This is a genomic window from Kitasatospora sp. NBC_01266 (assembly GCF_036242395.1).
Classification (GTDB): domain Bacteria; phylum Actinomycetota; class Actinomycetes; order Streptomycetales; family Streptomycetaceae; genus Kitasatospora.
Genome location: NZ_CP108458.1, coordinates 3,153,140 through 3,175,702, shown reverse-complemented (window position 1 = coordinate 3,175,702; position 22,563 = coordinate 3,153,140). Strand labels below are relative to the sequence as shown.

Annotated in this window: 13 protein-coding genes; 9 read left to right on the top strand and 4 right to left on the bottom strand. The window is 74.8% G+C overall.

Annotated features, from left to right (window positions below; genetic code table 11):
- The first annotated feature begins 42 nt into the window (after positions 1-42).
- From OG403_RS13425 to OG403_RS13400, 6 genes are all read left to right on the top strand, one after another.
- Positions 43-9,081, top strand: coding sequence for an SDR family NAD(P)-dependent oxidoreductase (locus OG403_RS13425; protein WP_329564325.1), 9,039 nt, complete (start codon positions 43-45; stop codon positions 9,079-9,081).
- 11 nt (positions 9,082-9,092) lie between these two features.
- Positions 9,093-11,501, top strand: a complete 2,409-nt coding sequence (locus OG403_RS13420) for a beta-ketoacyl synthase N-terminal-like domain-containing protein (protein WP_329564323.1) — start codon at positions 9,093-9,095, stop codon at positions 11,499-11,501.
- An 8-nt stretch (positions 11,502-11,509) separates the two neighbouring features.
- Positions 11,510-12,262, top strand: coding sequence for a thioesterase II family protein (locus OG403_RS13415; protein ID WP_329564321.1), 753 nt, complete (start codon positions 11,510-11,512; stop codon positions 12,260-12,262).
- A gap of 47 nt (positions 12,263-12,309) precedes the next feature.
- The gene (locus OG403_RS13410) at positions 12,310-13,305 is read left to right on the top strand and encodes an acyltransferase domain-containing protein (protein ID WP_329564319.1); all 996 of its coding nucleotides are present in this window, start codon (positions 12,310-12,312) and stop codon (positions 13,303-13,305) included.
- Positions 13,306-13,320: 15 nt separating this feature from the next.
- Positions 13,321-13,599 (top strand): hypothetical protein, encoded by a 279-nt coding sequence (locus OG403_RS13405; protein WP_329564317.1) that lies wholly within the window; start codon positions 13,321-13,323, stop codon positions 13,597-13,599.
- 108 nt (positions 13,600-13,707) lie between these two features.
- Entirely contained in the window at positions 13,708-14,313 is a 606-nt protein-coding gene (locus OG403_RS13400; protein ID WP_329564315.1) for a response regulator transcription factor, read from the top strand.
- Here the strand turns inward: OG403_RS13400 and OG403_RS13395 are convergent.
- The 4 genes from OG403_RS13395 to OG403_RS13380 all read right to left on the bottom strand — a co-directional run bounded on the left by OG403_RS13395 (position 14,255) and on the right by OG403_RS13380 (position 19,649).
- Positions 14,255-15,385, bottom strand: coding sequence for a sensor histidine kinase (locus OG403_RS13395; protein ID WP_329564313.1), 1,131 nt, complete (start codon positions 15,383-15,385; stop codon positions 14,255-14,257). The genes OG403_RS13400 and OG403_RS13395 overlap by 59 nt on opposite strands.
- 224 nt (positions 15,386-15,609) lie before the next feature.
- The gene (locus tag OG403_RS13390) at positions 15,610-17,085 is read right to left on the bottom strand and encodes a SagB/ThcOx family dehydrogenase (protein WP_329564311.1); all 1,476 of its coding nucleotides are present in this window, start codon (positions 17,083-17,085) and stop codon (positions 15,610-15,612) included.
- Between the two features lie 45 nt (positions 17,086-17,130).
- Positions 17,131-19,419, bottom strand: coding sequence for a TOMM precursor leader peptide-binding protein (locus OG403_RS13385; RefSeq protein ID WP_329564310.1), 2,289 nt, complete (start codon positions 19,417-19,419; stop codon positions 17,131-17,133).
- Positions 19,416-19,649: a hypothetical protein gene (locus OG403_RS13380; RefSeq protein ID WP_329564309.1), complete on the bottom strand. Its 234-nt coding sequence runs from the start codon at positions 19,647-19,649 to the stop codon at positions 19,416-19,418. The genes OG403_RS13385 and OG403_RS13380 overlap by 4 nt, the downstream gene beginning before the upstream one ends.
- 327 nt (positions 19,650-19,976) lie before the next feature.
- On the opposite strand from OG403_RS13380, the gene OG403_RS13375 reads away from it, so the two are divergent.
- The 3 genes from OG403_RS13375 to OG403_RS13365 all read left to right on the top strand — a co-directional run bounded on the left by OG403_RS13375 (position 19,977) and on the right by OG403_RS13365 (position 22,555).
- The gene (locus OG403_RS13375) at positions 19,977-20,795 is read left to right on the top strand and encodes an AfsR/SARP family transcriptional regulator (RefSeq protein ID WP_329564308.1); all 819 of its coding nucleotides are present in this window, start codon (positions 19,977-19,979) and stop codon (positions 20,793-20,795) included.
- Positions 20,796-20,965: 170 nt separating this feature from the next.
- A complete protein-coding gene (locus OG403_RS13370) occupies positions 20,966-22,243 on the top strand; it encodes an acyltransferase domain-containing protein (RefSeq protein ID WP_329564307.1) in 1,278 nt (425 codons plus the stop codon).
- A 36-nt stretch (positions 22,244-22,279) separates the two neighbouring features.
- Positions 22,280-22,555, top strand: a complete 276-nt coding sequence (locus OG403_RS13365; protein WP_329564306.1) for an acyl carrier protein — start codon at positions 22,280-22,282, stop codon at positions 22,553-22,555.
- Positions 22,556-22,563 lie beyond the last annotated feature (8 nt).

Genomic DNA, 22,563 nt, shown 5'->3' with positions numbered 1-22,563 from the left:
CCCCGGGCCTTTTCCACTTCCCTGTCACGAGGAACGGATCCCATGGAACCGAGCAAGAGCGCTGCTACCCCCCTGACCCGAGCCCTGGACACCATCAAGAGCCTGCGCGCCCAGCTGGACGCCGCGAGCGGGAACCAGCCGCTGGCGGTGGTCGGCGTCGGGCTGCGGCTGCCCGGCGGCATAGACGACCTCGACTCGTACTGGGCGGCGCTCGAGTCCGGCCGTGACCTGGTGCGCACCCGCCCGGCCGAGCGGCTGGCCCCGTTCGCCGAGGAGTGGGCCGAACTCCCGCACCAGGGCAGCTTCCTGGACGAGGTGCTGGGCTTCGACGCCGACTTCTTCGGGATCAGCCCGCGCGAGGCGCGGGCCATCGACCCCCAGCACCGCCTGCTGCTCGAGGTGGCCCACGAGGCGCTGGAGGACGCGGCGCTGGCGCCCGAGAAGCTGACCGACGCCAAGGTCGGCGTCTTCGTCGGGATCACCGGGCGCCAGGACTACCGGGACTGGAACACCGGTGAGCTGGACGCCTACTGGGCCACCGGCAACGGCCACAGCTTCGCGGCCGGGCGGATCTCCTACTGCCTGGGCCTGACCGGCCCGGCGGTGGCGGTGGACACCGCCTGCTCCTCCTCGCTGGTGGCGATCCACCAGGCCGGGCAGGCGCTGCGGCGCGGCGAGTGCGAGGTGGCGCTGGCCGGCGGCGTCAACCTGGTGCTGGCCCCCGGCTCCACCCGGATCATCGACCAGACCCGCTCGCTCTCCCCGGACGGCCGCTGCAAGAGCTTCGACGCGCGGGCCAACGGCTTCGTGCGCGGCGAGGGTTGCGGGGTGATCGCGCTCAAGCGGCTGGACCACGCGGTGCGCGACGGGGACCGGATTCACGGCGTGATCCACGGCTCGGCGATCAACCAGGACGGCCGCTCCTCCGGCTTCACCGCGCCCAACGTGCTGGCCCAGATCGACCTGCTGGAGTCCGCGCTGGCCGACGCCGGACTGACCCCGGCCGACATCGGGCTGATCGAGGCGCACGGCACCGGCACCTCGCTGGGCGACCCGATCGAGATGGACGCCATCATCGCGGCGCTCGGCCGGCGCAACGCGGGCGCCGAGCTGCACGTCGGCTCGGTGAAGGCCAACCTGGGCCACCTGGAGGGCGCGGCGGGCATCGCGGGCGTCATCAAGGCGCTGCTCTGCGTGCGCAAGGGCGTGGTCCCGCCGCTGGTGCACTTCGAGACGCTCAACCCGCGGATCGACCTGGACGGCACCAACATCTCGGTCAGCGGCCAGGCGCGGCCGTGGCGGGCCGGTGCGAGCGGCCGGTACGCGGGCGTCAGCTCGTTCGGCATGATCGGCACCAACGCGCACATCGTCATCGGCCCGGCCGAGCCGGTGGAGCCCAGCGCCGCCGCCGTGCCGGTGACCGGTTTCCAGCTCTCCGCCAAGACCCCCGCCGCGCTGCGCGCGCTGGCCTGGCGGCTCGCCGAGCGGCTGGCCACCCTGGCGCCGGCGGACTACCCCGCCTTCGCCTACACCGTCAGCCACGGCCGCGGCCGCCAGGAGGTGACCGCCACGGTCACCGCCGCCGACCCCGCCACCGCCGCCACCGCGCTCGGCGCGCTGGCCGCCGACCAGGCCTCGCCGCTGGTCCGCGTCGCCGAGGGGCCGGGCGGCGCGGAACCGCCCGCGCTGCCGCGCCGGGTGATCGAGCTGCCGCACTACCCGTGGGAGCGGACCCGGCACGCGCCGGCCGCCGCGGCGGCCCAGCAGGCGCCGGCCGTGGCGCCGATCGTGGTAGCGGCGGGGGAACCGGCCTCGGCGTCCGCCGCCGAGCGGTCTGAGCAGCCCGAGCAGCCCGAGCAGCCCGCGCGGCCGGCCGGCGTGCCGCTGCACGAGCTGGCCTGGCACCCCGTCCCGCCGCTCCCGCCGGTCACCGGCAGCACCCTGGTGCTGGCCGGTGACGACGTCGAACTGCTCACCCTGCTGGCCGCCGAGGCCGAGCAGGGCGGCCAGTTCGGCGTGCTGCTCGGCCCGCTCGCCCCCGGCTCGTTCCCGGCCTGGGAGCAGGGCCCGCTGCCCGCCGACGACCTGGCCTGGGGCGAGTTCTGGGCGGCCCGCGAGGGGCGCGGCCCGCTCAGCCTGGTGCTGGCCCTGTGGGCCGACCCGCTGCCCGAGCAACTGGACGACACCGACCCGGCCGGCGCGGGCGCCGAACTGCTGGCCGCCGTGACCAGCGCGGTGCGCAGCCTGCCGGTGGTCGACGGGGGGCACCGCGCCTTCGCGCTCACCCGGGGGGTGCGCCAGGTCACCGGAGCGGACGCGATCGCGGCCGGCGACCACGGCCTGCTGCACGGCCTGCTGCCGGTGCTCGGCCTGGAGTTCGGCGCTCGCTGGGGCGGGGTGATCGACCTGCCGGCCGCTCCCACCGCCACCGACGCCCGCACCGCGCTGGAGCTGGCCACCACCGCCGCGCCCGAGGTCGGCACGGCCGTCGAGGACCTGCTCGCGGTCCGCGACGGCGCCGCGTTCGGCGCCCGGCTGCGCGCGGTGGCCGCCGACTGGCAGCCGGAGCTGACGATCCGTCCGGAGCGCGCCTACCTGATCACCGGCGGAGCGGGCGGCATCGGCCGGGCGCTGGCCGCCGACCTGGTCCGGCGCGGGGCCCGCCACCTGGTGCTGATCGGCCGCACCGCCGCCGACGCGCTGCCCGGGGCCACCCGCGCCTGGCTCGCCGAGCTGGCCGCCGCCGGGGTCGCGGCGCACTACCGGGCCGCCGACTGCGACAAGCACGCCGAACTGGCCGCCGCGCTGGCGATCGCGGACCTGCCGCCGATCGCGGGCGTGATCCACGCGGCCGGCACGCTGCCGCTGGCCCCGCTCGCCGAGGCCGACACCGCCGCCTTCGAGGCGGCGCTGCGCGGCAAGTACTCCGGCGCCTGCTGGCTGCACCTGCTCAGCCGCGACTGGACGCTGGACTTCTTCCTGCAGACCTCCTCGGCCTCCGGGCTGTGGGGCAACGAGGGGCGCGGCGCGTACGCCGCCGCCAACGGCGGGCTGGACGCGCTCGCCGCGCACCGCGCCGCGGCCGGACTGCCCGCCAGCAGCCTGGCCTTCGGCGCCTGGGCGCTGGACGGCATGGCGGACGAGGCGGGCCGGCGGAACCTGGCCCGGATGGGCCTGGGCGAGGTGGACCCGGCCACCGGCTGCACCAGCCTGACCGCCACCACCCCGAACGCCGCCGCGCTGCTGCTGGCCTGCCCGGTGGACTGGCCCCGGTTCCTGGAGGTGATCGGCGCGGGCCGACCGCGCGCGCTCTTCGCCGAACTGGCCGAGCAGGCCGGGCGGGTGGGCCGCGACGGTATCCCGGGCTCGCCGAACTCCGCTGCCCCGGGCGTCGGTTCGCCGCTGCGCGGCGAGCTGCTCGCGCTGCCCGAGGGCGCCCGGCTGGCGGCGGCCCGCGCGCACGTGGGCCGTCAGCTGGCCGCCGCGCTCGGCTACCCCGAGGGCCGCGCGGTTCCGGAGGACGTCGGCTTCTACAACCTCGGCCTGGACTCGATCATGGCCGTCGACCTGGCCCGCGAGCTGTCCGGCGCGTTCGCCGTCGAGCTGCGGGTCTCCGAGATCTTCAGCTACCCGACGGTGGCCCAGCTCGCCGAGCTGGTCGCCACCCGGATCACCGAGCGGCCGCAGCACGCGCCCGCCGCCGCCCGCAAGCCGCGCCCGCGCCCGGTGGCCGCCGCCGCCGTCACCACCACCGCGGCCGTGGCGGGCAGCGAAGCCGAGAAGCCGGTGAGCGAGCCGATCGCGATCGTCGGGATGGCCGCCCGCTACCCCGGCGCCGACTCGGTGGAGGAGTTCTGGCAACTGCTCGCCGAGGCCCGCGACGCGGTCGGCCCGGTCCCCGCCGACCGCTGGGACCGCGCCGCGCTGCACGACGCCGATCCGCTGGCCACCGGCACCATCACCACCGACCAGGGCGGCTTCCTGAGCGACCTGGCCCGCTTCGACGCCGGCTTCTTCGGCATCCCGGCCCGCGAGGCCGAGAGCCTGGACCCGCAGCAGCGCCTGCTGCTGGAGGCGACCTGGCACGCGCTGGAGGACGGCGGGATCGACCCGCACCGGATCCGCGGCAGCCGCACCGGCGTCTTCGTCGGCATCACCAACTCCGACTACGCGCGCCTACTCGAACAGGGGGGCCTGGGCCGGCTGGACGCCTACTTCGGCACCGGCACCGCGCTCAACGCGGCGGCCGGGCGGATCGCCTACCTGCTGGGCGCCAACGGCCCGGCCCTCGCGGTGGACACCGCCTGCTCCTCCTCGCTGGTCGCGCTGCACCTGGCGGTCCGCTCGCTGCGGGCCGGTGAGAGCGAACTGGCGCTGGCCGGCGGCGTCAACGTGATCGCCGACCCGTCCTGCTCGGTGGCGGTCAGCCGGGCGCACATGCTCTCGCCCGAGGGCCGCTGCAAGACCTTCTCGGCCGAGGCCGACGGCTTCGTCCGCTCCGAGGGCTGCGGCGTGCTGGTGCTCAAGCGGCTGAGCGACGCCGAGCGGGACGGCGACCGGGTGCTCGCGGTGATCCACGGCACCGCCGTCAACCAGGACGGCGCCTCCTCGGGGCTGACCGTGCCCAGCGGCAAGGCCCAGCAGGCGGTGATCAACGACGCGCTCGCCGACGCGGGCCTGGACGGTGCGCAGATCTCCTACCTGGAGGCGCACGGCACCGGCACCTCGCTCGGCGACCCGATCGAACTGGCCGCCGCCTGGGCCGCGTTCGGCCCCGGCCGGCGCCCGGGGGAGCCGCTGCAGATCGGCTCGGTGAAGAGCAACATCGGCCACAGCGAGTCGGCCTCCGGCATCGCCGGGGTGATCAAGACGGTGCTGGCGCTGCGGCACCGCAAGCTGCCCGCCAGCCTGCACGCCGAGAAGCTCAACCCGCACGTGCCGTGGGACGACATGAACCTGCGGGTGGTGGACGCGCTCACCCCCTGGCGCACCGGCGACCGGCCCCGGCTGGCGGCCGTCTCCAGCTTCGGCTTCAGCGGCACCAACGCCCAGGTGATCCTCGGTGAGGCGGCCGAGCCGGTGGCCGCCGAACCGGTGGCGGGCCCCTACCTGCTGCCGATCTCCGCGCCCGACCAGCCGGGTCTGGCCCGGCTGGGCGAGCGGTGGGAGCGGCGGCTGGCCGAGGCCGGGGAGCACGAGCTGGCCGCGCTCGCGGTGGCGGCGGGCACCGGACGGGCGCACTTCGGCCCGCGCCGCGCGCTGCTCGGCGCCACCGCCGCCGAACTGCTGGCCGCCCTGCATGAGGGCCCGGCGGCCCAGGCGCCGGGGCGGCCGACCATCGCCTTCCTCTTCACCGGGATGGGCAGCCAGTACTTCGGCATGGGCCGCGAACTGTACGAGAGCGAGCCGGTCTTCCGTCAGGTGGTGGACCGCTGCGACGAGATCATCGCGCCGCTGCTCGGCCTCTCGCTGCTCGACCTGATGTTCTACGGCACCGACGAGCGGTTGATCGACCAGGTCCGCTTCATCCAACCCACCACGGTAGTACTGGAGTTGGCCCTGGTGGCACTCTGGGAGTCGTGGGGGGTGCGGGCCTCGGTGGTCACCGGGCACAGCGTCGGCGAGATCGCCGCCGCGATCCACGCCGGAGTGCTGGAACTGGCCGACGGCCTGACCCTGGTGGCCCACCGGGCCCGGCTGATGCAGGAGCGGGCCGGCGCCGGCTCGATGCTCTCGCTGGCCGCCCCGCTCGCCGAGGTCGAGTCCTGGATCGCCGGAACCGCCTGCGACCTCGCGGCGATCAACGGCCCCGAGTCGATCGTGGTGGCCGGCCTGCCCGCCGACATCGCCGAGGTGGAGCGGCGGGCGCTGGCCGCGGGCCGCAAGGCGCGCAGCCTGGTGATCCCGGCCGCCGCGCACTCCCGGCTGATCGACGGCATGCTGGCGGACTTCGCCGCGCTCGCCGCGCCGCTGACCTTCCACCGCCCGGTGCTGCCGGTGGTCTCCAACCTGACCGGCAAGGTCGCCACCGACGCGGACTACGACGCCCGCTACTGGTCGCGGCACCTGCGCGAGCCGGTGCGCTTCCACGACGGCGTCCGGCAGCTGGCCGGCCTCGGGGTGGACGCGATCCTGGAGATCGGCCCCGGGCGGACGCTGGTGAACATGGTGGCCGGCGCGCAGCTGGTGCCCGCCAAGGGCGCGGTCGCCTCGCTCAGCCGGGGCGCGGGGGAGCGGGCCAGCCTGCTCGCCGCCGCCGCCCACCTCTACCGCAACGGCCAGGACCTGGACTGGCAGCGGGTCCAGCAGGCCGGCGGCCGCGGCCGGGCCGAGGCACCGCGCTACCCGTTCGCCGACACCCGCTACTGGACCAAGGTCGAGCCCGCCGCGCCGGCGGCCGCCGCCGCCCCGCGCCGCCACTGGGGCAGCGAGCTGCGCTCGCCGGCCCTGCGCGGCCGGGCCTTCGCCTTCGAGCGCAGCGACACCTTCCCGCCGTACCTGACGGACCACCGGATCGAGGACACCGTCCTCACCCCGGCCTCCTCGCACCTGGCCACCATGCTCTCGGCGCTGGCCCACGGCGGCAGCCCGCTGGCACTGGAGGACTTCATCTGCCCGCGCCCGCTGGTGATCAAGGACGGCGAGCGGTACGACCTGCAGATCCTGCTCGGCGACGACGAGGCGGACCCGAGCCGGGTGAGCGTGCACAGCCTGCTGGACCCGGTGGCCGGCGAGTGGGTCAACCACCTGTCCGGCAAGGTCGCCGAGCAGGCGCCCAGCGCCCAGGCGCCGGACCGGGCGGCCTTCACGGCCACCGCCGAGCGGCACATCTCCGGGGAGGCCTTCTACGCCTTCTTCCGCGAGCTGGGCTACAACCTCGGCCCGTCCTTCCGCTGGATCGCCGACATCTGGCTGCGCGGTGACGAGGCGCTGGTCCGCTACGCCCAGCCGCCGCTGCCGGACGCCGTCGGCGACTACGAGATCTACCCCGGCCTGATCGACTCGGTCTTCCAGAGCATCGCCGGCTTCATGGTCGAGCAGGACGCCGAGGCGGCCGCCGCGCTGGCCATCCCGTTCGCCTCCGCCAAGCTCGCCTTCCCGGGCCGACCGGTGCCCGGCGAGGACCTGTGGGGCCACGTCACGGTGCTGCAGTCCGAGACGCTGGAGCGCGGGCGGCGCCGGGTGGACGTCGCCGACCTGCACCTGTTCACGGCGGCCGGCGACAGCGTGATCGTCGCCGAGGGCTTCCGGGTGCGCGCCGCGGCCCGCACCACGCTGCGCACCAGCCTGCGCGGCGGGGTGCCGCACGCCTACGAGCTGAGCTGGGTGCCGCGCCCGCTGCCGACCGCCTCGGCTGACCGCCGCACCCTGGTGGTCACCGGCGCCGACAGCGTCCCGGGCGGCCGGCTCAGCGAGCGGCTGCGAGCCCTGGGCCACCAGGTGGACCAGGTGCCCGGCGACCGGCCCGCCGCCGCCGACCTGCTGGTGGACGCCCGGTTCAGCGATCTGACGGACCGTCAGGGCGCCGAGGCGGCACGGCTGGCGGCCATGGAGCTGGCCGCCGCGCTGAAGGCGGCGCCGACCGGTCTGCCGTACGCGCTGCCGGTGGACGGCCGCCCCGGGGCCGCACCGGTCCGCGAGGCGCTGTTCGGCCTGCTGGCCGCGCTGGAGATCGAGCAGCCCGAGCGCCGGCTGGTCCGGATCACGCTGGCCGAGGGCTGGCAGCCGGAACCGCTCAGCCAGGCGCTGCTGGAGGTGGCCGCCGAGGGCGTCACCGAGACCCGGCTCAGCCTGGGCGCCACCGGCCTCTCGGTGGCCCGGCTGCTGCCGGCGGCCGGCGCCGACACCCCGCACCTGACCGGCGGCGCGCTGCTCACCGGCGGCCTTGGCGCGCTGGGCCTGAGCGTGGCGCGGTTCCTGGCCGGCCAGGGCGTCACCGCGCTGACCCTGATGGGCCGCTCCGAGCCCGACCTGGCGGCCCGCCAGGTGATCGCCGAGCTGACCGCGAGCGGGGTGCGGATCGAGGTGGTGGCCGGCGATGTGACCGACCGCTCCGACGTCGGCCGGGCGGTGGCCACGGCCGAGTCGCTGGCCCCGCTGTCCGCCGTCTTCCACCTGGCCGGCGCCACCGCCGACCGGGCCTTCGACCACCTGACCGAGGCCGACTACCGGAAGGTCTTCGCGGCCAAGGCGGCCGGCGCCGACACGCTGGTCGCGGCGCTGGAGGGCCGGGAGCTGAGCTGCTTCGTGCTCTTCTCCTCGGCGGCCGGCACCCTGGGCTCCGCCGGGCAGGTCGACTACGGTGCGGCCAACGGCTACCTGGACGGCCTGGCACAGCAGTTGCGCGAGCGTCAGGTGCCCGCCACGGCGGTCGCCTGGGGCCCGTGGGTGCCCGGCGACAAGGGCGGCATGGCCGATTCGGGGGCGCTCTCCCGGGCCGCCGAGCGGTTCGGCGTGCGGGTGCTGAGCGACGAGGTCGCGGGCCCGCTGCTGGCCCTGGCCACCGGCACCGCGCAGCCCCGACTGCTCGCGATGGACGCCGACTTCACCCGCTACGCCGAGCACCTGGGCGCGCACCCCGGCACCGCGCTGCTCTCGGTGCTCACCGCCGAGCGCCCGCCGGCCGCCGAGCCCGCCGCCGAGGGCGGCGAGCAGCCGCGCGGCTGGCTGCGCGCGGAGCTGGCCCAGGTCACCGACGAGGACGACCGCGAGGAGCGGGTCCGCGAGGTGGTCCGCAAGCTGGCCGGCGACACCCTGGGCGACCCGGAGGCGGTCGAGGACGAGACCGGCTTCGAGGAGATCGGGCTGGACTCGATCATGGCGATCGACCTCAGCGCCCTGCTCGCCCACGCGGTCGGCGAGGACCTGCCGGCCACCGCCTCGATCGACTACCCGAACGTCGCGGAGATGTCCCGGTACCTGACCGGACTGCTGGCCCCCGCCGTGGTGGCCGCCGCCCCGGTCCCCGCGCGGGACGAGTCCCGCGCGGCCGCGACCTTCGACGACGGGCTCTCCGAAGGCGAGCTCTCCGAGGACGAGCTGCTCGCCGCCGTGCGGCGCGACCTGGCCATGGACCTGTGAGGTAGGAAGAGATGCAAACGGACGAGTACCGCGCCCTGCTGCAGGAGCAGCACAGACTCACCCGCCGGCTCAAGGCCCGGATCACCGAACTGGAGGAGCAGCGCAACGCCCCGCTCGCCGTGGTCTCCACCGCGCTGCGGCTGCCCGGCGGACTGACCACCCCCGAGTCGTACTGGGACTTCCTGCTCGGCGAGCAGGACGCGCTCAGCGAGATCCCCGAGGAACGTCCGGGCCTGCGCGCCGTCTACGACGAGCGGCCCGACCAGCTCGGCCGCTCCTACGTGCGGCGGGCCGGCTTCCTGAGCGACATCGCCGGCTTCGACGCGGGCTTCTTCGGGATCTCGCAGCGCGAGGCCACCGCGCTGGACCCGCAGCAGCGGCTGCTGCTGGAGACCGGCTGGGAGGTGATGGAGCGGGCCGGGCTGCCGGTGCGCCGCCAGGACCGGCTGAAAGCCGGGGTCTTCGTCGGCATGATGACCTCCGAGTACGTCCAGCGGATGGCCCACCCGGACGACAAGAGCGGCATCGACCCCTACTACGGCACCGGCGGCGGCCACTCGATGGCCGCCGGGCGGGTCTCCTACGTGCTGGGCCTGTCCGGGCCCGCGATCAGCGTGGACACCGCCTGCTCCTCCTCGCTGGTCGCGCTGCACCTGGCCACCCGCAGCCTGCGGCAGGGCGAGTGCCGCTACGCGCTGGTCGGCGGCGCCAACCTGATCCTCTCGCCGGACCTGATGGTCTCGCTCTGCCAGAACAAGGCACTGGCCCCGGACGGCCGGTCCAAGACCTTCACCGCCGCCGCCGACGGCTACGGCCGGGGCGAGGGCGTCGGCATGGTGCTGCTGATGCGCCTGGACGAGGCCGAGCGCGAGGGCCGTCCGATCCTCGCGGTGCTGCGCGGCACCGCCGTCAACCACGACGGCGCCTCCTCGGGCCTGACCGTGCCCAACGGCCCGGCCCAGCAGGAGGTGCTGCGGGCCGCGCTGGCTGACGCCGGGGTGGCCGCCGCCGAGGTCGGCTACGTGGAGGCGCACGGCACCGGCACCTCGCTCGGCGACCCGATCGAGGTCGGCGCGCTGGACGCGGTGGTCGGCAGCGGAGTGACGGACCGTCAGGAACCGCTGCTCACCGGCAGCGTGAAGTCCCGGATCGGCCACCTGGAGGCCGCCGCCGGGCTGGCCGGCCTGATCAAGGTGGTGCTGATGCTGAAGCACGGCCGGATCCCGGCCGCGCTGAGCGAGGCCGACGGCGAGCTGAACACGCTGATCCCGTGGAGCCGGATCAACGTCGCGGTGCCCCGGGAGAGCCGCGACTGGCCGACCGGCTACCAGCGCAAGGTGGCGGGCCTGAGCGCCTTCGGGATGAGCGGCACCAACGCGCACGTGGTGCTGGAGGCCTACCAGCCGGCCGAGCCGCAGCCGAGTGCCGGCGGCGGGCGGCTGGAGCTGGTCACCCTCTCCGCCAAGCACGAGGAGAGCCTGGCCGAGCTGGTCTCGCTGGCCGCCGGCCACCTGGGCCGCACCAAGGCAGCCGACCTGGCCGCCGCCTGCCACACCCTGCGGGCCGGGCGCACCGCCTTCGAGTTCCGGATCGCGGTGACCGGGCACAGCGGTGCCGAACTGGCCGGCCGGCTGCTCGCGGCGGCCGAGCACGGCGTGCGCGAACTCAAGCCGGCCCGGCTGACGGTCACCCTGAGCGCGGTGCGGGGCGCCACCCGGCTCGCCGCCTCGGTGGCCGAACTGACCGCCGCCTACCCGGAGCTGATCACCGGGCCGGGCCGGGCGGACGAGCAGCTGGCCGAGATCCTGCGCCAGTTCGGGCTCAAGGTGCGGCCCGGCGCGGCGGACCAGAACCAGGAGGTGGACGCGCTGCTCAAGTGGGACGGCGGCAGCCTGCCGCTCACCGGCGACGAGCCGGCCCAGGCGGTGGAGCTGCTGCCGGCCGCGCTCGGCGCGCTCTTCGCGGCCGGCGCCGAACTGCGGCTGGACGCGCTGCGCCCCACCGGCGCGCGGGCGGCCGGCGACCTGCCGACCTATCCGTTCCGCCGCCGCCGGCTCTGGATCGAGGAGCGGGCCGCCGCCCCGGACCGGGCCCCGGCCGGCGGCCCGGCGCCGACCGCCGTCCCCGCGGTGCGGGCCGCCGACCGCGCCGCGGTCAGCGCCTTCCTGCACCAGGCGCTGCGCACCCTGATGCAGGCCGAGGAGGACCTGGCCGAGGGCGAGAGCTTCCTGGAGCTGGGCGGCGACTCCTTCATCGCGATGCAGCTGACCCTGCGGATCGAGGAGGCCTACCAGATCGAGGTCCCGCTGGACGACTTCCTGGAGGAGATCACCTTGGGCGAACTCTTCGAGCGGCTGGGCGACCACATCCTCTCCGGTGGCGTGCTGGTCGCCGCCGCGAGTGAGCGGCGCAGCGCGTGAGGAGCGGGGTGCGGCCGCGCCCGGTGGAGCGGCCCGCGCTGCGGCTGCTCGGCTTCCACCACGCCGGTGGCTCCTCGGGCGTCTACTGGCCGATGGCCCGGCAACTGCCCGAGGACTGGGACCTGGTGCTGATCGACCTGCCGGGCCGGGGCAAGCGCAGCCGCCAGGAGCCGCTGACCGCCATGCCCGCGGTGCTCGACACCGTCTGGGAGGACGTCCAGCCCTGGCTGGACGCGCCGTTCGCGCTCTTCGGGCACAGCTACGGCTCGCTGGTGGCCGTCGAGCTGGCCCGCCGGCTGGAGGCGGCGGGCCGGCGGCCCGGCTGGGTCGGCGTCTCGGGTCGGGCCGGGCCGAGCTACCAGGCGCGGGTGCGGCGCCGGCTCTACGAGCTGGACGACGAGCGGCTGCTGGGCCAGCTGCTGGCGATGGGCGGCACGCCCGACCGGATCCACGAGGTGCCGGAGTTCGTCGAACGGTTCCTCCGGCTGACCCGGGCGGACCTGCGCGCCGTCGAGTCCTACAGCCCCGACCCCGACCGCGTCCCGCTGACCGCCCCGGTGACCGCCTTCGGCGGCGACATCGACCCGTGGGCGCCGGAGTTCATGCTGGCCGGCTGGGCCCGGGAGACCAGCGCGGAGTTCCGCCACCGGCTCTTCCCCGGCGGCCACTTCTACTTCCTCGGCCAGGCCTTCCCGGACTTCACCAGGGCGCTGGTCGCCGAGGCCTCGGCGCGGCTCGCGGGCGCCGCGAGCCGCGCCTGAACGCCCCGCCGCTTCCCGCTGTTCCGTTCCCCGAGAGGAGTACCACCATGGAGAGGAGTACCACCGTGCCCGCTTCCCCCGAGACCGCCTTCGTCTTCACCGGCCAGGGCAGTCAGCAACCGCGGATGACCGCCGGCCTCTACAGCTCCAGCCCCGCCTACCGCCGCCATCTGGAGCAGGCGGACGCCGCGCTGCGGCCCGGCCTTGAGCGCTCGGTGATCGACTTCGTCCGCGACGCCGACCCGCTGATCAACCGCACCGGGTACGCCCAGCCGGTGCTCTTCGCGATCGGCTACGCGCTCGGCGCCACGCTGGGCGACCTCGGGGTGCGCCCCGGGCTGCTGCTCGGCCACAGCATCGGCGAGTTCGCCGCCGCGGTGCTGAGCGGCGCGCTGAGCCTGGACGACGCCGCCCGGCTGGTCACCGCCCGCGCCCAGGGCATGGAACTGCTGCCCGAGGGCGGCGCGATGCTGGCGGTCAAGGCGAGCGAGGCGGAGGTGCTCGAACTGATCCCGGCGCACCCGCTGGTCGGCACCGCCGCCGTGAACAGCCGCGCGGAGGTGGTGCTCTCCGGCGACGGCGGGCAACTGGACGAGATCCGCGAGCAGTTGGCCGGGCACGGGATCAAGGCGACCAGGCTGCGGGTATCGCACGCCTTCCACTCGCCGCTGATGGCCCCGATGCTGGCCGAGTTCGGCGCCGTCGCCCGCACCGTCGAGCACCGGCCGGCCGGCACCCCGCTGGTCTCCACCGTGCTCGGCCGGGCGCTGGCCGCCGAGGAGTTGGGCGCCGACTACTGGGTGCGGCACGTCAGCGCCACCGTCCGGTTCGCCGACGGGATCGACGCGCTGCTCGCGCTGGGCGCCACCCGGATCGTCGAGGTCGGGCCCAGGCCGGTGCTCTCCCGGCTGCTGGAGCCACTGGCCGGGGAGCACGGCATCCAGGTGTTCAACGCCTGCCGGGGCCCGGCCGGCACCGCCGGGCAACTCGCCGAACTGGCCGCCGAACTCACCGCCGGCCGCCCGGTCGCGGTGCCGGCCTGACGGGGGCGGGGACCGATGTCGCTGTTCGGCGGTTCCGCCGGCGGGCGGATCCTCGTCGTCCGGTTCCTGGACCACCTGCTGATCCTGCTGGGCACCGCCGGGGCCGGGCAGTTCGGGGTGCCGCTGCCGACCCGGGACGAGCCCTGGCCGCACGGGTACGGCCTGGCGGTCGACCCGGAGTTCATCCGGGGGTACGACTGGGACGACTGGGAGATCGAGCTGCTCAGTCGGCGGCCCGAGCGGCTGGGGCCGCCGCTGGAGTGGCTGCCCGACGGCCCCCCGATGGGTCGGTGACGAAGTGTCTCGGCAATACCGTGGATTGTGATCTCACTCCCAGCCAGGGGTGGTAAAACCCTCTCAGGTCGCGCGACCGGTACCGTGCGCTGAGATGGGGAGTCCGGGTTGATCAGGGTCATGTTGGCGGAGGACATGAACATGGTCCGCGGAGCGCTGGTCGCCCTGCTGAACCTCGAACCGGACATCGAGGTGGTCGGCGAGGTGGCCTCGGGCGACGAGATCGTGCCCCGGGCCCTGGAGTGGCGGCCGGACGTGGCCATCGTCGACATCGACCTGCCGGGCATCGACGGCCTGACCGCCGCCGGCCAGCTGACCAAGCAGCTGCCGTCCTGCCGCACGCTGATCCTGACCAGCCTGGGCCGCCCCGGGAACCTGCGGCGGGCGGTGGCCGCCCAGGTCTCCGGCTTCATCCTCAAGGACGCGCCGCCGGACCGGCTGGCCGAGGCGATCCGCGGGGTGGCGGCCGGGCGGCGGGTGATCGATCCGCAACTCGCGCTGGCGGCCTGGGACTCGGTGGAGAACCCGCTGACCACCCGGGAGTCCGAGGTGCTGCGGCTGGCCGCCGGCGGGGCGGAGGTGGCGGAGATCGCCGCCAGCCTCTACCTCTCGGCCGGCACCGTGCGCAACTACCTGACCACCGCCGTGACCAAGCTCAACGCACGTAACCGGGTCGACGCGATCCGGATCGCGTCCCAGGCGGGCTGGCTGTAGCGCCGTCGGCGGGCAGCGGCACCCTGGCCTCCAGCTGGAAGCGGCCGTCGGGGCCGACGGCGGCGGTGAGCCGGCCGCCGAGCTGGGTGACCCGCGAGCGCAGGCTGTCGATGCCGGTGCCGCGCCGGCTGGGCGGCTCCTGGGGGGTGGGCTGCACACCGTCGTTGACGATCCGCAGCAGCACGCCGTCGGGGCCCTGGTCGATGGTGATGGCGCAGTGCTCGGCCTTGCTGTGGCCCAGCACGTTGGTGATGCCCTCGCGCAGCACGGTGGCCAGCACGGTGCTGACCTCCAGCGGCAGCCGGTCGTGCGAGACGTCCAGGTCGATCTGGATCTCGGCGGCGGCCAGCACCGAGCAGCCGGAGCGGGTCTCCTGGTCCAGCGACATCTCGCGGTAGCCGCTGGCCACCACGCGCACGTCGGACAGCGCCTGGCGGGATATCTCCAGGATCTCGATCAGTTCGTCGCCGGCCCGGTCGGGGTGGCTGGTGACCAGCCGGCGGGTGAGTTCGGTCTTCAGGGTGATCGCGGAGAGGCTGTAGCCGAGCAGGTCGTGCAGGTCCTGCGAGAAGCGCAGGCGCTCCTGGTGGACGGCCATCCGGGCCAGCTCCTCGCGGGTGTGCTTGACCTCGACGACCAGGTCGGCCAGCCGGGTCAGGCCGTAGACGATCAGCCCGGTGATGGTGGTGGAGACGGCGGTGTAGGCCACGTTCAGCACGTCGGGGGTGAAGGAGTACTGGATCCAGGTCAGGCTCGCCATCACGACGGCGAACGAGGTCCAGGACCACGGCTCGGTGAGCATGATCAGCAGGTTCCCGCCGAAGAACCCCGGCATCCCGATCCACGGCGCGCCGTAGAGCCAGAACGGCAGGTAGACCACCACGGCCTGGAGGACCAGCGAGGCGATCGCGGCCCGGGAGCCGGGAACCAGCGCGAATCTGGAGAACGGCAGCAGCTGGCAGCCCAGCAGGATGCCGACGGTGATCAGGAAGACGACGTCCTGCCCGATGCTGGCGCCGGGCATCGACAGCGTGTGCAGCCCGGCGAGCAGGGCGAACCCGCTGAAGACCACGCCCACCACGGTGCGCGCGAGCCTGGGTGCCAGATGCTCTCCCGTGGGCTCCGTGCGGCCGACAGCTGCTGATCGGTCTGGCATATCTCCCCCAAGCACCCGGTGGTCGCGCTTGCGCGACACATCGTAGCGGCGCACCACGTAGTTCGAACTGGTACTCGGATGCGTCTTTTTTCTGCGATCAGGCTCCTACTGTGGCACCTGGTACGGAGTTTGACGTCAAGTCAGCCAGGATTGGGGCCCACGATCATCTCGCCGACACTGGACTCCCGCCGCCAGTCCAGCCGGAAGGCCCGGGCCGCCGCGTCGCTGTCACCGAAGGCCACCGCGTGCGGGGCCAGCCCCATCGCGGTGGCCACCAGGTTGAGCGTCTGCAGCAGCACGCCGACGTGCTTGAGCGTGGTCGCGTAGGCCATCCCGCCGTAGACCCAGGAGAGCCGGCCGAACCGGGCGGTGAGGGTGATCAGCACCGGCGGCTCGCGGCGCAGCCCGGCGGCCATCATCGCCGAGTCGAGCAGTTCGGCGACCGACTCCTCCTCGGTGTTGATCAGGGTCAGGCCGTGGCCCTGCGGGTCGTAGTGGTAGATGCCGCGGGGCAGGCCCGAGCAGGCGCCGATCACCAGGTAGAGCTCCAGCTCGTACAGGTCGCCGGTGCTCGGGTAGGGCCGGTCGGTGGTGGTGCAGGCCGCCTCGTCCTGCCCGCCGACGTGCACCTCCCGGACCCGCGCGGCGCGGTGCAGCAGTTCGCCGAGCTGCTCGGCGGTGACCGCCCGGGTGCCGAGCCGGCCCGGCAGGTGCCGGGCCTCCAGCACCTCGGCCAGCGCCGGCTCCGCCGTCCGGCACCCGGTGGGGCGGGGCAGCGGGAAGTGCTTGCCGGCCGGCCGCGGCTTCACCGCGGGCTCGCACGGCGGCTGGTGGCCCCGCGGGAAGACCGCGCCGTAGGCGCCGTCGTGCCGGCCGAGCCGGCTGCGGGCGTGGAAGAGCAGGTCGTGTTCGGCCCAGCCGAGCAGGTCCGGATCGGTGTCCTCGGCGAACCGCGGACCGCCGAGCGGGTCGCACTCGCCCAGCAGCACCATGCCGGTGGCCACCAGGTGGGCGACCACCGCGTCGACCACCTCGCGGGGCAGACCCGAGTCGCGGGCCAGCCCGGCGAGGGTGGTCGGGCGGGTGAGGCCGGCCGTGAGCAGCACCGCGTCACCGTGGTGCAGCAGTACCCGGTGCAGGGCCAGCGGGGACTCCAGCACGGCCTCCCCGCCACCGGGTCCGAGCGCGGCGAACCGGGACAGCCGCAGCGGCCGCTGCGGGTCGACCTCGGCGACGGCGGTGCGGGCCTGGCCGGAGATCGGGACCACCGAGAGCAGCGCGCCCTCCCCGTCGGTCAGCGCCAGCGTGCGGATCACCGTGCACTGCAGGCGGTCCAGCACCTCGGCCAGCCGGCGGCGCTGGGCCGCGGCCGCGGCCGCGTCCTCGATCGGCAGCCCGGCCAGCACGTTGACCAGGTTGACCGGCCCGAAGGCCATCCGGCGCAGCGCCTCTCGCACGGCGGGCCCCGGCCGGTCGATCGACACCTCGCCCCAGCGGGTCAGCACCGTCACCGCGTCCTGTCCCGGCACCTGCTCCACCAGGGCGTCCTCGCGCAGCGAGCGCAACAGCACGGTGGACGTGACCGGTTGGTCGGGCGCGCTGGGGGTCGGCTCCATCGCTGCTCCTCGGCTGCTCCTGCTTCGGTCCCCTCGGCCGGGGTGTCAGACGAAGATCGGGATCGGGTTCAGGGCCTCGTACGGGGTCGGCCGCGCCAGTCGGCCGAGCCGCACCGGGACGTCGAACAGCCGCCCCGGGGCGAATCGGGACCAGAAGTGCCGCAGACCGGGCACGATGACCTTGACCACCGGAAGTCCGATATCCGGTCGGGTCTGGTCGACCACCAGCATTTCCAGACCATGACGATCCGTCAACTCGAGCGCGGCGTCCAGGTCGTCGAGCAGATCGCGGCGCGGGGTGTAGTCGTAGTCGGCCGGTCGGCGCGCGGTGAGCGCCGGATCCGGTGCGAGATAGGGCTGGTTGGCGGTGGTGGCGTGCCGCCACCACCAGCGGGCCGCCTCGTCGCCGCCCTGGTAGCCGGCGTGGTCGGCACCCGCGCCGACCACCGCCGGGAGCAGTTGGTTGACCTCGGTGAGCGCGCGGCGCAGCGCGATCCGCGGGTCGAAGTGCGCGCCGAAGCCGAAGACGATGTCCTGGGCCGGCTTGTCGACGCGCCGGGAGAACGCCACCACGGTGGGGATACCGAAGTCCGAGGTGACCTCGAGCGCCCATACCTCGCGGTTCAAGTCGCTGTGCACGCCGCGTAGTTCCATGATCCAGGGATCCTCGAAGGCGTCCAGGTCGACGGCCGGCTGCCGGGTGCGGTTGTACCACCACAGGGCGACGGCGTCCCGCTCGACCAGCTCCAGGAAACCCTGCAGGATGGCGTCCTCCAGGCTGCTCCCGGCGGCGTTTCCGTTGGAGTCGGCCTGGAAGAACCGGGCACCCGGCGGCTGCGGCGTGCCGAAGTACAGGGCCGCGGTGGGCAGCAGCTTGTGCCGGTGCTCGGTCAGCGACCAGGCGGGGGACCAATCGACCGCGTCGTCCTCGCCGAACGGGTCGGGGACGTGCTGGAAGCCGCCGTGCCGGGCGTTCCACTCCCGGCGGCCCTCGAACTGCCGCGGGTCGAACAGCAGCCAGTCCTGCGGGCGCACCGCGCGGTCGCCCAGCTCCCGCAGGCTGCCCCGGATCCGGGGCTCGTCGCCGTGCAGGAAGCCGCTGTGCCGCTCCAGCGCCTCGCACAGCGCGCTGACCTCGCCGTGCACGGCACTGATGCCCTTGCCGCCGTTGCTGCTGCGCAGATCGGTGCGCAGCGCGTCGAGGCTGTTCGGGCTGGCCGCCGGATTGGCGCCGGCCAGGAAGGAGTTGAGGAAGGCCGGGCCGCGCGGGTCGCGCCGGATCTCCTTGACCACCCCGGTGATCGGGCTGATCAGGTGCCGGTAGGTCTCCAGCACCTGCTCGGGGGGCTGCGCGCGGTGCCCGCCGCCGCCGTAGCAGGCCTTCAGCCGCGAGCGCGGGGCCACCGGGCGCCACTGCTGCCCGGTGACCAGCCGCGGGTCGCCGCAGGTGGGGCACTGCGGCCGGGCCCGCAACTGGTGGTGGCGGCCCTCCATGGTCAGGGTGTCCAGCGTCCACACCGACTGCTGGGCCGGACACCGGTAGCCGGCCAGCCACTTGACCGCCTCGAGGGCGACCAGATGGGTGCTGAAGCCGCCCAGCGGCGAGATCGAGGCGGTGGGGCGGGGGACCGGTCCGGTCCGCCCCAGCACCTGCTGCACATGGGCCTCGGCCCGGCGGTGGCCGCGCAGCCGGTGCGCCAGGCAGCTCCAGCAGGCGCCGCCGGGCTGGAAGACCGGGCCGATCCAGACCTGCCGGCCGTACGGCCGGGCGATCAACCAGGCCCGCTCACTGGCCAGTTCGGCGGCATTGAGAGCGGCGAGCTCGGGTGTCAGGTAGTCGTCGCAGAGCGCCACGGTCAGGTCGCCGGGCAGCCGGTCCGCCGGGTCCTCGACCACGGTGAGCCCAGCGGCCCCGAAGGCCGTCACGGCGTCGCGCGGATCCACCCGGCCGAAGGCGGCCAGGTGGATCCGGCCGGTGGCGGCCCGGGCGGCGGCCCGGCCGCTGTCCAGGCCGGCCGCCTCCCAGTAGGCGATCGCCTGCTCGTCGCAGGGCGAGGCGGTCGGTGGCCGTAGGGCCACCAGCCCCGCCTGCGCCAACTGCTCCATCAGGTCGCCGATCTGCTGCGGCGAGACGCTCTCGGGCGCCTCGCGCAGCAGCGCGGGGATGTCCCGGGTGCCGTCCAGCAGCGGGGCCAGCGCCTCGATCTGCGGGCCCTGCAAGGCGGTGACACCGTGCTCCGAGAAGAGATAGGTGGCCTCTCCCGAGACCACCTCGGGGCGCAGATCGCGCCGGAAGCCGACCAGTGGTTCCCCGTTCCCCCACCGGCCGGTCATGCCGCGGCGAAGCCGAGGGCCGCCGGGGTGCGCAGGTCGAGCGGCCCGCGCGGTTCCGGGGCGGGCGCCGCGCAGAGGCCGGCGCACAGGGTCATCGCCGATCCGTCCAGGACGTGCCAGCCGTCCAGGGCGTCGATGGTCAGTTCCAGCGTGGTTTCCTTGCTGCTGTGTGCCGGCAGGTAGGCGGTGAACAGCGTTCTGAAATCGGCGTTGGAGCTGATCTTGTCCATGGGGTGCACTCCACTCTGCTGTCAAGACTCTGCGGTCAAGGCTGGGTGGTGCGTGGCCCGAGCGGGCCGTGACCAGAATTCTGGGGGTACCCCTACGCGCCCCGCCAGTGGTCGGCTCACCCCCCTACTGTGAGAAATTCACGGGTTGACCGGGTGCTTCCTCATGCCGCCGTCATGACCCGCGCACTGGGCAACTGGCCTGCGAATTCGTCATCCTGATGAACGTTCAGGCGCTGTGATCCGCCGTATCGGCCCGCTGCACCGGCCCGCAGGACCGGGGCCGCGGATCCCAGGGCTCCCGCTGACGGTTGGGGGAGAGACAATCCTGTGGAGATCAAGATTCTCGGCCCGTTGGAGGCCACGGAGTGCGACGAGTCCATCGTGCCCACCGCCGGCAAGCCCCGCCAGGTCCTCGCGCTGCTCGCGCTCTGGTCCGGGCGGATCGTGCCGGCCGGCGTACTGATGGACGAGCTGTGGGGCGCCGAGCCGCCGCGGAGCGCGCCGACCACCCTGCAGACCTACATCCTGCAACTGCGCAGGCGCCTGGACAGCGCGTTGAGCGCCGACCCGACGCGCTGCGCCAAGGACGTCCTGCGCACCCAGTACAACGGCTACGTGCTGGACATCCGGCCCGAGGAACTCGACGTCCAGTCCTACGAGCGGCTGGCCACCGCCGGCCAGCAGGCGCTGGACGCCCGCGACGACGAGGCCGCCTCCCGGCTGCTGGCCGCCGCGCTGGCGCAGTGGCGCGGTCCGATGCTGGTCGACGTGCAGCCCGGCGCGCGGCTGGCGATCGAGGTGATGCGCCTGGAGGAGAGCAGGCTCGGGGTGCTGGAGCGGCGGATCGACGCCGACCTGCGGCTGGGCCGGCACCAGAAGCTGCTCAGCGAGCTCGCGGTGCTCACCGTGCAGCACCCCTGGCACGAGAACCTGCACGCCCAGCACATGATCGCGCTCTACCGTTCGGGACGGCAGTGGCACGCGCTGGACGTCTTCAAGCGGCTGCGCAGCGCCCTGGTCAACGAGTTCGGCCTGGAACCCTCGCCGCGGCTGCAGCAGCTCCAGCGGGCCATCCTCTCCTCCGATCCGGCCCTGGAGACGCCGGTCCGCCAGGATCGTGCCAGAACCGGCCGGATGGTTGTCTGACGAGACGTCAGTTATCTTCTGGCCAAGTGCTTTTCCGGCACGGCCCGAGTCCCCGGCCCACCCGTGGTGGGCCGGGGCAGGCGGCCGTTCGGCGACCGACCCTGGTGAAGTCCCACCCCCCGAGGCCCAGCCCCGCGTCCCCCAGCGCAGGGAGAGGAGAGGAGGCACCCATGCTGCGTACCGTCGGTTCTCCGCGCCGGACGCCACAGCCGGTCCGGCTGCTGGTCTGGTCGGCGGGCTGCGCGCAGGACGAGGCCGCGCTGCGGGTCAGCCTGCGCCGCTGGATCAAGGCGCGCGGTGAGGCCGGCTTCGCCGGGGTGGCCGACGCCTGGGGCAGCGCCGGGCCCGGCCCGGCCCGCGGCGCGCTGGTGGCCGCCGACCCGCAGGAGGCGCTGGCCGCGCTGGACGCGCAGGCGCCGGGCGCGTTCCGCGGCGAGGTCGAGCGGCCGCGCCCGGTGGCCGTGCTGCTGCCCGGGCAGGGCGCCCAGCACCCGCGGATGGCGCTCGGCCTCTACGGCCACGAGCAGCTCTTCACCGAGGCGGTGGACGAGGTCTTCGCGCTGCTCGGCCCGGTCGGCGAGCGGGTCCGCGACGACTGGCTGGCCGAGAACCCGCGGCTGCCGATCGACCACGTCGAGCGCGCGCTGCCGCTGATCTTCGCCCTCGACCTGGCGCTCGGCCGGCTGCTCGGCAGCTGGGGCATCCGCCCCGGCCTGCTGCTCGGCCAGGGCATCGGCGAGCACGCGGCGGCCACCCTGGCGGGCGTGCTCAGCCTGCCGGCCGCCGTCGAGGTGGTCGGCGCGCAGGCCGAGCGGCTGGCCCAGGCGCCGGCCGGCGGGATGGTGGCGGTGGCGGCCGGCGCCGACCAGGTGGCGCCGCACCTGCCGCCGGACGTCGCGGTGGCGGCGGTGAACAGCGCCAACCAGACGGTGATCTCCGGGACCAGGCAGGGCCTGGTCCGGGCCGCCGAGGCGCTGCGGGCGGCCCAGTTGAGCTGCATGCCGGTGCGGGCCAGCGTCGCGTACCACAGCCCGGTGGTCGCGGCGGCCTGCGCCGAGGCGGCCCGGGCCTTCGAGCGGGTGGCGCTGCTGCCGCCGGCCATCCCGGTGCTCTCCGCCTCGACGGCGGCGCTGATGGCGCCGGGCGAGGCGGTGGATCCGGGCTTCTGGGCCCGCCAGCCGACCCGCCCGGTGCAGCTGCGGGCCACCTTCGACACGCTCTTCGCCTCCGGCGGGCACCTCTGCCTGGAGGCCGGTCCGGGTCAGGGGCTGTACAGCCTGATCCGCCGCCACCCCGCCTTCCTCCAGGGTCCGAGCCAGGCGGTCGCGATGCTCAGCGCCCGGCCCCGCAACGCGGCGCACGACCGGCGCAGCGTGCTGGAGGCGGCGGCGCGACTGTGGACCGCCGGGCAGGACCTCGACCTCGACGCCATTCACCGGCTGGGCTGACCGGCCGGTGCCCCGAAACCCGAGAGGAAGGCCGGCATGCCGCCGACACCGCAGGTGGGACTGGCCGAGCTGGCGCGGATCCTGGCCGCCTGCGGCGGCGAGGACGCCTGCACCGAGCTGAGCGAGGAACAGCTCGACGAAAGCTTCTACGAGCTGGGCCTGGACTCGCTCGCGGTGCTCCAGGCGGTCGGGGTGCTGGCCAGGACCTACCGGATCGTGGTCCCGGAGGAGTTGGTGGTGGAGGCCGAGACGCCGCGGATGCTGCTGGAGATGATCGGCACGCTCTTCGGCTGGAGCAGCCACTCGGCCTGACTGTCCAT